This is a genomic window from Trichocoleus sp. ST-U1 (assembly GCF_039961835.1).
In the GTDB taxonomy this organism is placed as follows: Bacteria; Cyanobacteriota; Cyanobacteriia; order Cyanobacteriales; family FACHB-T130; genus FACHB-T130.
Genome location: NZ_JAMPJZ010000122.1, coordinates 1 through 12,318 on the forward strand (window position 1 = coordinate 1; position 12,318 = coordinate 12,318).

Consider the following 12,318-nt stretch of genomic DNA (forward strand, 5'->3'; position numbering starts at 1 on the left):
CTAGCGTTGTGGAACCACACCGACTCCATCCCGAACTCGGAGGTGAAACGCAACTGCGGCGAAGATACTCGGTGGGTGACTGCCTGGGAAAATAGCTCAGTGCCAGGTTGATTTTTAGTTAGATTGACTATAATAAAGGGTCGCTCTTCAAGAGCGACCCTTTATTATAGGATTGAGCTAATGCAAACTGCTTTGTTTCCACTGTGCAATTGCCAAAAGAAGCCGTTTCCTGTAGTTTGCTTGTTAGTAAATGCTATTTTTGGGCTACCCTCTCTAATAGATATCTGGGGCATGGGTCATGGCAAATCACTGGGCGATCGCAATTGGCATCAATCAATATCAGTTTTTCCAGCCTCTTAGCTATGCCCAAGCGGATGCACAGACGCTGTGGCAGTTTCTTGTTGACGAAGCTGGATGGTCAGCAGACGAGTGTCTGGTGTTAACGGACACCTCACCGCCGATTAGCGATCAGTCAACTTACCCTACTAAGGAAAACCTGCTGGATTGGTTTGATGAGTGGTGCCATGCGCCAGTAAACGTCGATGATTCGCTCTGGTTCTTTTTCAGTGGGTATGGAATGACTCTCGACGGGGAGGATTACCTAATGCCCAGTCAAGGAGACCCAGATGAAATAGCGGAAACTGGTATATCAGTAAGATCGCTCTTTACCACTCTCAAAGAGTCGGCGGCTAAAAATATTTTGGTGCTGCTAGATATAAACCGCAGTCAGGGCGGTCAAGCAGGTGCAAAGGTAGGGGCGCAAACTTTGGAATTAGCCCAAACAATGGGTATTGCCACAGTCCTGTCCTGCCAAGTTGATCAATTTTCTTACGAAGCGTCCTCACTGGGTCATGGATTATTTACAGCAGTACTGCTAGAAGGACTGCGATATAACCAAGGCAAGAATTTGGAGAGTCTGGAGCGTTATCTGCGATCGCACCTGCCTGAGTTGAGCGAACACCACTGGCGACCGGTTCAGATACCCTTGAGTGCAATACCCTCTTCGGCAAGTAACTACAAACTCCCAACGCTCCTCCCGAACGGAGTGATGAACTGGAATGCGACCTTAGCTTCAGATACACCTCCAGTAGCTTCCACTTCTGGTATGCACAACGTCGGAATGGATCGTCAGGAGGCTACTCCGGGTATGGTGGGGCATAATAACGTAGCTGGTGCAGCCGCCTTGACCCAGAAGCAGACTTCTAAAGGATCGGAGACAAACTATAACCCTTCCGGCATACGCTCAGGGATTGGTCAAGGTGCTATCGTCCCCCAGACAAGTGTGTCATCTACTACCCTTGTAGATGACACACCCTGGTGGCTGAATCTGCTTTTGTGGTGCGGTGGTATCGCACTGATAGTGGCATTGATCGGGGGGGTATTTCTCCGTAACCGAGCCGCATTTATCGGTCAGCAGGCAATAAATACTTCAACGGATGCCACTCCTGGTAGCACCACACCGACTGCTGTATCGTTACAGTCAGCTTCTTCAGGTTCTAAATCCCAGAATGCAGTGGGGGGCACCGAGACCCAAGCGGGGGCGAATCAAGTGGTGTTGGATAAAGCAAGAACTTTGATCGTCCCAAATCAAGCTTCTCAGTTTAGTCAGGCGATCGCAGAAGCCCAGAAAATAAAACCAGGCGAACCTCTCTACGAACAGGCACAGCAAGACATTGCACGCTGGAGCGGTGTGATTCTGGATTTAGCTAACGGGCGGGCAAAACAAGGGCAGTTTGATAAGGCGATCGCGGCGGCACGACTGGTTCCAGAGGATAATCAGTCCCTTTATAAGGAAGCTCAAGGAGCGATCGCCAGCTGGCGTGAAAAAGCACAGCAGCAGCGAACCAACAAAAGCCTTCTCCAATCTGCCCAAGGATTAATTCAACCCGGGCAAGCTTCGTCTTACACTCGCGCGATCGCCGCTGTTCGCAAAGTACCCCCCGATCAGCCTGGATATCCCGAGGCACAACAGTTAATTGCCCAGTGGAGCAAAACGATTTATCAGACAGCGCAGACTCGCGCCTCTGATGGAAGGCTTAAAGAAGCCATTCAGACAGCGGCTTTAGTCCCGAAAGACACCCCTACCTATACGACTGCCCAGAAGGCAATTGACCAGTGGCAAAAAAAGGTACAAGGTACAAAGTAAAAGCCAAATTTGCAAAAGACAAAACGTTGTCCGCTATTAGCCTTACCACCCTTGCATTGCCACTAAATCAATACAAAGTCGATTAATTGCTTCTCTATCTACACTTCTAGGCAGGGTAGATTTAGCGTAGGCTTCATCGAGTCCTTTGTACAAATTGTTAGCGATCGCCATGACTTCTTCATAGCGATACTCGCCGTTTTTAATGGCTAGCAATTCCCGTGCATCGCCGGTTTCCCGGCGATCGACTATTAAGGTTTGTGTCTCTAAAATTTCGATACCTGTTCTTAATAAGCGGATAGCCTGCATCGCAAATTTAGAGTCATACCCCACTTTAGCTTCCATCGCTGCCCGTGCTGGATTGCGATTTTTTTTCCATTGTTGGTAGTTATCGTATTCTCGGCGGGCGTTTTGATACTGCTGGCTTTTTTGCAGCAGTTTAATAAATTCTTCCGAGCTGCCGGTAAGTTTCCGGGTGTACTCCAGCGGTTCTTCTGGTAAAGCGTATTGCTTCAATACCCCCTTAAAATCAATTTTGGCAGTTAGCAAATTATAAAGTTCCTGCACTTCTTCCAAAAACTGAATTCGGCCTCTAATTAACAAGTAGAGATATTCTAGAAACGCATGAATTTCGCCCACCGTCAGCGCTTGGGCAGGTTCTAATCCAAAGTCTTCTGGCTCAGGTTTTCTGGTTGGAGGTTCGAGTAACCAGCGGCGGTGAGACTCTAATTTTTTTATTTGGGCATAACCGTATCCCGCATAAGTGTGCTTCACCTTTTTTGACAGAAACATTTGTTTATGGCGTCTCAAGGTATTACCGACTTCAGTTAAAAGAACATAATCTTTGAACCAGAGAAGCTCTAAAATATTTGGGTTGTTGTCGGCAGACAGTTCTAAAAATTTTTTCAGCTCATAAATACAAGTATCTTTAGTCAGATAAGAAAATTCTCCTGGCTCTTCTGTCCAACCTCTATCCTTTTGTTGAATTTGAGAAAATCCCAGGTAATAAGGCTTAGTTGCCACAAAAATACCGCGATAGTCATAGTCTGAGGTTTCAGTCGCTAAACCGTAGCCCCTGGAACCTGTCAAAGCAATCAGAATCGTTCTATCTTCAACTTCTTGGCGATTCATAGATTAATCGGATGAGGAATAAGTTTCAAGTTGCTGTTTCTCAATCCCAGGCTGAGCCTCCTCAGTGCTGAGAGAAAGTGCGGATTCTGAACGCACCAACCTGTTGAGCGTCGCCTCCATTACAGCCGTAGTTTGACCGGAAACAGTAAACACCAGTGCCTCGCGGTAAACTCGCTGTGCTGCGTGGTGGCTGTAGTTGGCGGCACCACGGGAAACGGTAACGGCAGCATGGGCACACCGCACAGCTAAATCAATTGCCCAAGCTCGGATTTGCAGACGATCTGCAAAGGGTTTAGGGGGATGTCTGATGGCAGTGCTACAGGCGGTGAGTTCCCGGTTGAGTGACTTAAAAGCTTTGGAAATAAAGGCGTTTGGCTTGGTTAGAGCGGCAGCTTCCAGAATATCAAGTCCAGCTCTAGCGCATCCCAAAGCAAAAAAGCCTTGGTGAAGGACATTCTTCAAATCGTTTTCGTGAATCCAACCCGCAGGCTTGATAGAGACAACACGCTCTTGAGGCAAAAACCAACTGGTAAGATTTGCAGTGACGGTATTGGTTGAGGTCATTGCTGCCAGTTGCATTGGCTGGGTAAATGTAATTGCACCCCCCCTCTCCCGATCCCTCGCAACAAAGGGCACAATGCCAAAGACTGCGCCCCCATCGGGGAGTGTTGCGGCGACAATAAACTCTTGAAACAAGCCCCAGCCAGTAACCCAAGGCACTTGTCCCTCTAGATGATATCCCCCTTCTACCGGAAAGGCTTTCACAGTTGGGTCGCCCTGCCGCCGCAATTGAGAGAAGCCGACGCCGACTAAAATCTGCCCGTTGCTCATACGGGGAAGATACTGGCATTTAAGAGAACAATTTTTGCTGGCGACAAGCATCCCAGCGGCACTTTGATGTTGAGCCTGCAAGAATGCCAAAGCACCGGAATATCTTGCAATTAGCTCTTGAAAAGTCCGAAAAGTCTGTTCACTGACTTCGGAACCACCCCACTCTTGGGGAACTCGCAACGCCAGTAAAGAACGTTCGCCAAGTCCTTTAAGCGCCTCTCGTAGTGCTTCTGGGCTGCCATCTATCTGTGTGGCTAATGGTGCAACCGATTTTCTTAGATAAGACTCGGCGATGTCTAGCAGGTGTAGCGGGTTATCCATACCTCTACCGTATCGACTTCGCGGCTACTGAGTCCACAATAATCGAAAGCGCTGGTCAAAGCCACCTCGCTCTGAACGTCGTTTTTCTTGTTCTGCCAAAATTGAGGAACGCTCTATTTGACAAGCTGCACACAAGGCATCGATGACTTCGTATAGGCAGCGAGTTCTTTCACTAAGTCTTGAGCAGTAGCTTCAGCGGCTTCTTGCGCTTCTTCGATGAGTTTATCTCGCAATGCTTGGTGATACTCTGCCTCTGACATTACCTGGACTTTGCACTCTCGTCCTGCTTGATGAATGATTTCGGGAATGCGATCGCGTACCAGCTTATTATACTCTTGATGCACTATAGTTCCTCAACGATGAAAGAAGTTTCCCTAGGAAAATACCTTACTTTAGAGGATTTTTGCACCTGTACCCAGACTTATCAAAAGTACGCATCCAAAATTTATCCATTTCCCCAAAATCCAGAAGAAACGCTGCCTGCACTACAAAAGCTAAATCAACTTATCTTAGATCCAATAATTGACTATTTCGGCGTTAATGATTTTCACCTAACTTATGGCTTTTGTTCCAAGGACTTAAAAAGATACCTAGATAAAAAAGATTCGGCGACAGGTCATAAAAATGGTCGAGTTGCACCGGAACTAGACCAGCACATGGCGCATGAAATGAACAAGAATGGTAAATATTACTGTAAACGACTAGGCGCTGCCTGCGATTTTTTGATCGTTGGTTCAGATAGCGATCGCGTTATCGATTGGATATTAAGTCAAAAATTACCATTTGATTCTCTATACTTTTATGGAGTAGATAAACCAATTCATATCAGTTATGGTTTTCAACACAAAAAAGACATCAGAACTTTCACAGCATCGGGTCAACCAACACAAAAGGGAATTGAACATTGGATTCAGTTAGCAAAAGAATTGTGAAGCTACTTTGAATTGAATTTCATGAACTTTTTAACTACAAAGTTATGCCAAGGAAACCGCAAAGGTACCCCCAGGAAAGAAAACAAAAATCTTTGCGTACCTCAGGGTTAACCTTTGCGCTCTTTGCGTTTAAAAAGATGTTACTTTTGTATTTTTCCTTTTTTCACGAACTGCTGTTAATTCTTGAACCCGAATCGGGTCAGAGTCTTTACGCCAGCAAAGACAGTAATCTTCTATTTCTAGGCAGTTTTCCTTTAAGCATCGTTGCCAATCTCTAAGCGTTTTAATAGTCTGTTCATCATCTAAAAGTCCCCAGTCTTCTTCCTGTTGAGTGAGTCGGGAAAACTTTTCATAATTCGGATAATCGGGGGTGATAACAGTTTCTTTTCGATGCAAGATTGGTGGATTAACATCATCTTCGTAATCCCGATAGCTGACGCTCAAATCTCTCAGATCGATTTGCATACTGGTGTGCAGGACTGGATGAGGATCGGCGTCAAAATTGGGGTAAAACAGATATGAAATTTTTGGTTGATAGGTGTGAAATTTAATTAATGTGGCTTCATCCATCCGTCCAATTGTACGGCTGGCACAGCCTTCGTAGAGGCGCAGTAACGGGTCGAGTTCCGAAAAAGCTGAAACATGAACGATGAAGGAGCTAGGATAGAGAGGTGCGTATTTAAAACCACTGTTACAGCCAACAAAGCTTTGTATACAACACTGAGCAATTACACCGGGATCGCCTAGACTAAATAGCATTTCCTCGGCTAATTCCCAGGCGTCTTCGTAGCTACCGAATAAAGATTTGATATCGTTACGGACTTCTGGGGAGATTTGTTTGAGCTTCAGATGATTTAACTTTCCCAGCGCGAGATAAACTAAAAGGTCTAAGCGGCGTTTTTGAGCGAGCGCATCCCACTCTTTTTGGTCAGTTGCTTGTAAAATGACCTGAAAGGCACGGCGAAAACCACCAAATTCAGCCCTCAAATTTTCTAATTCTGGTTTTTCATTTTTGACTGGCAGACGACCGCGTTCGGTGACAAAAGCCATTAGGGGTGCCAGCATTTCCTGATAATCTTCAAATCGCTTGATGTTGGCACGAACTCTGGGAGTTGTGGCGCGGGAACGAAAGCGAGAGGCGCGGTAAGCTTCGGCAAGGCTTTCATCTCGGAAAACAAAGTAAATGCCTAGTGCAACTGGCACCGCATTAACATTAAGAACTTGGTCAATATAAATTTTAAGTTCTTCCTGTTCGTAGTATTTCTGAAAAGTATTGCGGCGAGTAATCACCCCATCGCCGTAGGCAACTTGACCCGTGCCTCGGTCATCAATTAAAACCAGTGCAGCAATAATAAGGACTTTTCCTGTTAACTCCCAGGCGTTTAATAATGCTTCTCGACGCTCATCTGTGCGTTCAATGACATTGATAATATAGCCGAGATTGACAATATCAGCATTGGTACGAGGGGTATCCGGAGAGTAATAAGGGTCCCAGCCAGCGCTGGCGTAACCCTTTTCCGCTATGTGCTGAATATCACTTCCGTAGCCACAACCATAGTCAAAGAAAGTGCTATCTTCACTAAATAAGCCAGCTTCTAAAGCGAGACGCACGGGGCGAGAAAGATTTTTACGAGCAATTGCAGCTTTGTGACGCTCTATTTTAGGCAGTGTCGAATGTAGAGAGGTTGGATGTAAGTTCTCTACAACTTGCCGCCGAATAACTTGATGACCCTGGATTTCGACACCATAATCTTGTAAGCATTCTAACCAACCCCGAAGCGTTCCAATGCCACGGGTTTTGTCTAAAAGCCGCAATTTCTCTTCTTGCCGAGTGAGGTTGGCGAATTTTTCGTAGTGGGGATAATCGGGGGTGACAAAGGTTTCTTTGCGGTGGAGGACAGGGGGATTGTCGCTAGTACTGTAGTCTCGGTAAGTTGAACTCCCGTCCCGAACATCAATCTGAATGCTAGCTTGCAAGGCGGGATGAGGGTCGGTATCAAAGTCAGGATAAAACAAGTAAGAGATTTTAGGCTGCTCGATGTTGAATTTTATTAGGGTAGCGCCATCAATACGTCCTACTGTTCGTCTTGCATAGCCCTCGTAGAGCCTCAGCAGAGGGTCGAGTTGAGAAAGTGCTGACACATGAACGTAGAGGGCACCCGGCAGCAATTTACCGATGGGGCTTTGTTGGCAGCAGTTGACAATGACACTCAGGTCGTTCGCGCCCAATAAAATCGGCTTGTCGCTGTCAAACCAGCCCGGAAGATTATTGTGAACTTCGGCGGCTAAGTTTTCCAGGTGGGAACAATCATTGCTAACAGCAAGGTAGAGGAGAATGTCTTGACGGTGATGTGTTTTAGCGCAGCGGTTCAGAAATAGCTTTGCATCCCACTCTTCTACTCTGTATGGGTTCAGCATCATGGTCGCACCATTTCCCTGAAACAATGATGGATACAAAGTAGAGTAAACCTATTAATTCCTAAATTGCTGATTTGCTCATTTCTGTAAAAATAATTTACTTAATTTTGAAATAGTCGGGATGGGGCGGTGGAATATACACAACAAGGTGCAACAAGCGATACAACTAACAGAAGGACATTTCATTTTCTGAGAGTTTCTTGAGCTACTACCGCCTACAGCACCAAGTTTTTGAGCCTGACTACCTCAGCGAATTGCAGGGGCAGATTCTCGCGTGTCCCTATTTTGCGGTTAACAACTTGAACCGCGACTTTATCGGCACTAAGGGATTTTCGGTTGTATTCCAGCGTTCGGGCTTGAGCGAAGTTGAACGAAGTTTTCCCTTTTTCAAACCTTATCTCAACGTGGCTTTGCACCCGACGTGTAATGCTTTCTATCTCAATCCTTTGATGCTGAAGGAGGGTTCTCGCGTCGATCCCCACATTGACCGCAGTCTGCGCTCTTACTGCAAGAGTATCGAACCGCCAGCCTGGGTGAGTGTCCTCTATGTTCAAGTGCCACGGGATTTGATGGGAGGAGAGTTAGTGTTACGCTGCCAGAAGCGCAATGTAGGAAAAATTCACCCTCAAGCCAACACGCTGCTAGATTTTCAGGGCGATTTAACTCATTCAGTGAATCAAGTCACCAGTTCAGGGTTTCGCCTGAGTTTGGTTTGCGAGCAGTACAGCTTGTGTGAAGCCCAACTCCAAGAGATTCCAGAGTTTACGATTGAATCGAGGGCAATTAAGTCAAAGGGAAAGAAGAAGGAAAAGCTAAAAATTTAGCAAAATTCTAGAATATGCTGGGCGGTAATTTGGGACTGTTCCAAGTGAGGAACGTGACCGCAATTTTCGATCCAGATGAGTTGAGAAAGCGCGATCGCTCTTTTAAATTTCTCTGCGTCAGCCGTCCCTAAAATCCTGTCGAACTGTCCCCACAGAATCAGTGTCGGCTTGTCGATTTGAGCAATTTTATCGCTCAAAAAGTTGTACCCCCCGCTTTTAGTGAAGGCAATCAGGGCATCATGCCAATTGGGGAGATCGAGGTGCAACGCCGCACACCGTAAAGCATCGAGAGAGGCAAAGCTTTGATCGTGGTAAGCACTGCGTGAAATGCGATCGCGCACTTTCTGATTTCGCAAAAATGAAGTAGCCAGATTACTAATGGGAGGAAACAACAACCTGCCAATGTTGGGGGGACTGGCGAAACCAGCGCTATCAATCAACACCAGCTTTTGCACCGCTTCAGGGTAGGTGAGGGTAAAATCAATTGCCGCTGCACCCCCCATTGAAGTTCCCACGAGAACGATTGGCTGGTTAATCAGCGTTTTCCAGAAGTAGTAGAGATGGGTTTTAATGGCTGTTGGGCTAAACGGGAGTCCAGCCGGTCGTTCGGTAAAGCCGAAACCCAACAAATCCACAACCCACGCTTCATTCTGGGTTGCCAGCAGTGGTAGGAGGCGACGGAACTCGAATATAGAGCTATCGAAGCCATGCAGCAACAGGATGGGCGTTCCGCCGCTACCCTGATGAACGTAGGTGGTAGCGATCGCCTGTTGCGAGAGAGGAGTTGCGATCGCAGTCTGCTCGATACTCTCTGCTAGGGCTATCGAGGTGGATTCTGTCAGCGCTTGGGCTGCGGATGGTAGAAAACGGGTAAACATGAGTTTTAGTTTACCGTGGAGAAGGGTGATACAGAAGTAGAGGTAGCAGACCATAACCCCTGAGTCACACCAAAACAAAAGGAGATCGGCTCTTGAAAAATCAGTACGCGCAGAATTTACAATTATCAATTCTAGGGATTATCACTGCCTTAGTCCTCTTCATTAGTCTCAATTCTTTTGTAATTGTTAACCCAGGTCAGGCAGGAGTCATCAGCATCTTAGGGAAAGCGAGGGATGGAGCCGTGCTAGAGGGCATCCACCTCAAACCACCACTGATATCAGTCGTAGACATCTATGATTTGACCGTGCAAAAATTTGAAGTTCCGGCACAGAGTTCTACCAAGGATCTACAGGATCTCACTGCTAGATTTGCCATCAACTTTCGCCTCGATCCTACCCAAGTCGTTGAGGTGAGAAGGAAACAAGGAACCTTAGAAAATATCGTGTCAAAAATTATTGCACCGCAGACTCAGGAATCTTTTAAAGTAGCAGCTGCTAGGAGAACCGTTGAAGAAGCAATTACTAAAAGAGAGGAACTGAAACAAGACTTTGATACTGCCTTGGGTCAACGGTTAGATAAGTACGGAATTATCGTGCTAGATACTAGTGTCGTTGACCTAACTTTCTCGCCAGAGTTTGCGAGAGCAGTTGAAGAAAAACAAATCGCCGAACAGCGGGCACAACGAGCAGTCTATGTGGCGCAAGAAGCTGAACAAGAAGCCCAAGCAGACATCAATCGTGCTAAAGGTAGAGCTGAGGCTCAACGACTCCTAGCTGAAACCCTAAAGCAACAAGGGGGTGGGCTAGTTCTTCAGAAAGAAGCGATCGAAGCGTGGAGACAAGGAGGTTCCCAAATGCCAAAAGTTCTCGTCACGGGTGGTGACTCTAATAGCAGTATCCCATTTCTCTTTAACCTGGGTAATCTTCAGGATGCAACTTCCCATCAATAGTTTTAGGGGGTAGATTCGCCTCGTCAGAATTAAGAAGGCGAACCATGAGCGAATAAAATTAAGGGTTGCCAGCTAACACATCGTTACGCTCAGTTATGCTCATGCTTCGCCCCTACATAGATGGTTTTGTAGGGGCGAAGCATTCGGGGGATAAACCCAAACACACTCCAAGAAATTCCGCTCCCAAATGCTTCGCCCTCTATTTAGGCAACTCGCGGGCAACACCTACTCCCTCCAAACAAAGTTGAGAATAAGATGAGCATATTTACACTGCAATCAGTTAAAAAAGACTTTGGCATCAAAGAAATTTTAAAAGATGCCAGCTTTAGCCTAGATCCTACAGATAAAGTCGGTCTAATCGGTACCAATGGCTCCGGAAAATCAACGCTGTTGAAGATGATAGCCGGACTAGAACCGATTGATGGCGGTCAACTTTTAGTCAACTCAGGAGTACGGATTGTTTACTTACCTCAGCAACCCGACTTAGATGAAAATCTCACCGTTCTAGAGCAAGTCTTTGCCGATAGCGGGGAGCAAATGTCCCTTGTCCGCGAATATGAAGAACTGTCAGACAAACTGGCTCACAATCGAGAAGATAGCCAGCTCATGTCCCGCTTTTCTACCGTCATGCAACGCATGGATGCCACGGGTGCTTGGGAACTGGAGACAAATGCCAAAATCATCCTCACCAAGCTAGGAATTGAAGATTTTAACGCCAAAATTGCTACTCTATCCGGCGGCTATCGCAAGCGAATTGCTTTGGCAACCGCTTTGCTTTCAGAACCCGAAGTGTTGCTGATGGATGAACCAACTAACCATCTAGATGCCCTATCTGTTGAGTGGTTACAAAGCTATTTGAACCGCTATCGAGGAGCAATTCTGCTCATCACTCACGATCGCTATTTTCTCGATCGCGTCACCAACCGAATTCTTGAAATCGACCGAGGCGACCTCTACACTTACGCGGGTAACTATTCCTACTATTTAGAGAAAAAAGCCCTCGCTGAAGAGTCTGCTGTCAGCAGTCAGCGCAAACATCAGGGAGTACTTCGCCGAGAATTGGAATGGTTGAAGCGAGGGCCAAAAGCCCGCAGTACCAAGCAGAAAGCTCGGATCGATCGCGTCCACGAGATGCAAGCAACTGAGTTCAAACAGACTCAGGGCAAAGTCGATATTTCCACTCTGAGTCGTCGGATTGGCAAAAAAGTTATTGATTTAATGAATATCTCTAAAGCCTACGATGGACGCACCTTAATCAAAGATTTCACCTATGAATTTAGTCCCGAAGATCGTATCGGCATCATCGGTGGCAATGGTGCAGGCAAATCGACTTTGATGGATATTATCACTGGGCGCGTTCAACCGGATTCTGGAAGCGTTGACATTGGCTCTACCATTCACATTGGCTATTTTAACCAACACTCTGAAGAATTACTCGCTGCATTGAATGAAAATTTGCGAGTGATTGACTACATTAAAGAAGTTGGAGAATATCTCAAAATTGCCGATGGCACTCAGATTACGGCTTCCCAAATGTTGGAGCGTTTTCTTTTCCCCGGCAATCAACAATATGCCCCGATTCACAAACTTTCTGGTGGGGAAAAACGTCGCCTATTTCTGTTGCGCGTCTTGATGAGTGCGCCCAATGTTCTAATCCTTGATGAACCCACCAATGACTTAGATGTTCAAACCCTGGCGGTTCTAGAAGACTATCTAGAAGATTTCCCTGGCTGTATGATTTGTGTCTCCCACGATCGCTACTTCCTCGACCGCGCTGTAGATAAAATATTTTCCTTTGAAGAGGGTGGCAATCTGCGCCAATATCCAGGCAATTACTCAGTTTACTTGGACTACAAGAAAGCCGAAGAAGAAGCAGCATTGCGCGAAGCT

General features: G+C 46.4%; 10 protein-coding genes and 1 rRNA gene. 6 read left to right on the forward strand and 5 right to left on the reverse strand.

Going from position 1 to position 12,318, the window contains the following annotated elements:
- Both rrf and NDA06_RS24875 read left to right on the forward strand, forming a co-directional pair.
- Positions 1–108: ribosomal RNA gene (rrf, locus tag NDA06_RS24870) — 5S ribosomal RNA — on the forward strand; the annotation flags it as partial.
- Positions 109–298: 190 nt separating this feature from the next.
- Entirely contained in the window at positions 299–2,146 is a 1,848-nt protein-coding gene (locus tag NDA06_RS24875) for a caspase family protein (protein ID WP_190985715.1), read from the forward strand.
- A 42-nt stretch (positions 2,147–2,188) separates the two neighbouring features.
- Here NDA06_RS24875 and NDA06_RS24880 read toward each other — a convergent pair whose 3' ends face one another.
- From NDA06_RS24880 to NDA06_RS24890, 3 genes are all read right to left on the reverse strand, one after another.
- A complete protein-coding gene (locus NDA06_RS24880) occupies positions 2,189–3,274 on the reverse strand; it encodes a nucleotidyltransferase domain-containing protein (protein WP_190985714.1) in 1,086 nt (361 codons plus the stop codon).
- A 3-nt stretch (positions 3,275–3,277) separates the two neighbouring features.
- Entirely contained in the window at positions 3,278–4,426 is a 1,149-nt protein-coding gene (locus NDA06_RS24885; RefSeq protein WP_190985713.1) for an acyl-CoA dehydrogenase family protein, read from the reverse strand.
- 113 nt (positions 4,427–4,539) lie between these two features.
- Complete coding sequence (locus tag NDA06_RS24890; protein WP_242047444.1) at positions 4,540–4,770, reverse strand: nucleoside triphosphate pyrophosphohydrolase; 231 nt, start codon at positions 4,768–4,770, stop codon at positions 4,540–4,542.
- A gap of 15 nt (positions 4,771–4,785) precedes the next feature.
- On the opposite strand from NDA06_RS24890, the gene NDA06_RS24895 reads away from it, so the two are divergent.
- The gene (locus tag NDA06_RS24895) at positions 4,786–5,358 is read left to right on the forward strand and encodes a hypothetical protein (RefSeq protein WP_190985712.1); all 573 of its coding nucleotides are present in this window, start codon (positions 4,786–4,788) and stop codon (positions 5,356–5,358) included.
- Positions 5,359–5,487: 129 nt separating this feature from the next.
- Here NDA06_RS24895 and NDA06_RS24900 read toward each other — a convergent pair whose 3' ends face one another.
- Positions 5,488–7,779: a DNA phosphorothioation-associated putative methyltransferase gene (locus NDA06_RS24900; RefSeq protein ID WP_190985711.1), complete on the reverse strand. Its 2,292-nt coding sequence runs from the start codon at positions 7,777–7,779 to the stop codon at positions 5,488–5,490.
- A 197-nt stretch (positions 7,780–7,976) separates the two neighbouring features.
- On the opposite strand from NDA06_RS24900, the gene NDA06_RS24905 reads away from it, so the two are divergent.
- Positions 7,977–8,600, forward strand: a complete 624-nt coding sequence (locus tag NDA06_RS24905) for a 2OG-Fe(II) oxygenase (RefSeq protein ID WP_190985710.1) — start codon at positions 7,977–7,979, stop codon at positions 8,598–8,600.
- On the opposite strand, the gene NDA06_RS24910 is transcribed toward NDA06_RS24905, so the two are convergent.
- Complete coding sequence (locus NDA06_RS24910; RefSeq protein WP_190532271.1) at positions 8,597–9,478, reverse strand: alpha/beta hydrolase; 882 nt, start codon at positions 9,476–9,478, stop codon at positions 8,597–8,599. The genes NDA06_RS24905 and NDA06_RS24910 overlap by 4 nt on opposite strands.
- Positions 9,479–9,570: 92 nt before the next feature.
- Between NDA06_RS24910 and NDA06_RS24915 the strand changes: the two genes are divergently transcribed.
- Positions 9,571–10,428: a prohibitin family protein gene (locus NDA06_RS24915; protein WP_190532269.1), complete on the forward strand. Its 858-nt coding sequence runs from the start codon at positions 9,571–9,573 to the stop codon at positions 10,426–10,428.
- Positions 10,429–10,683: 255 nt separating this feature from the next.
- A partial coding sequence (locus NDA06_RS24920) for an ABC-F family ATP-binding cassette domain-containing protein (RefSeq protein ID WP_348251904.1) occupies positions 10,684–12,318 on the forward strand: 1,635 nt, incomplete at its 3' end.

What these genes read in the sequence shown, in the direction of transcription:
- NDA06_RS24875 (WP_190985715.1), top strand. Translation starts at nt 299, where the DNA reads ATGGCAAATCACTGGGCGATCGCAATTGGCATCAATCAATATCAGTTT.
- NDA06_RS24880 (WP_190985714.1), bottom strand. Translation starts at nt 3,274, where the DNA reads ATGAATCGCCAAGAAGTTGAAGATAGAACGATTCTGATTGCTTTGACA.
- NDA06_RS24885 (WP_190985713.1), bottom strand. Translation starts at nt 4,426, where the DNA reads ATGGATAACCCGCTACACCTGCTAGACATCGCCGAGTCTTATCTAAGA.
- NDA06_RS24895 (WP_190985712.1), top strand. Translation starts at nt 4,786, where the DNA reads ATGAAAGAAGTTTCCCTAGGAAAATACCTTACTTTAGAGGATTTTTGC.
- NDA06_RS24900 (WP_190985711.1), bottom strand. Translation starts at nt 7,779, where the DNA reads ATGATGCTGAACCCATACAGAGTAGAAGAGTGGGATGCAAAGCTATTT.
- NDA06_RS24910 (WP_190532271.1), bottom strand. Translation starts at nt 9,478, where the DNA reads ATGTTTACCCGTTTTCTACCATCCGCAGCCCAAGCGCTGACAGAATCC.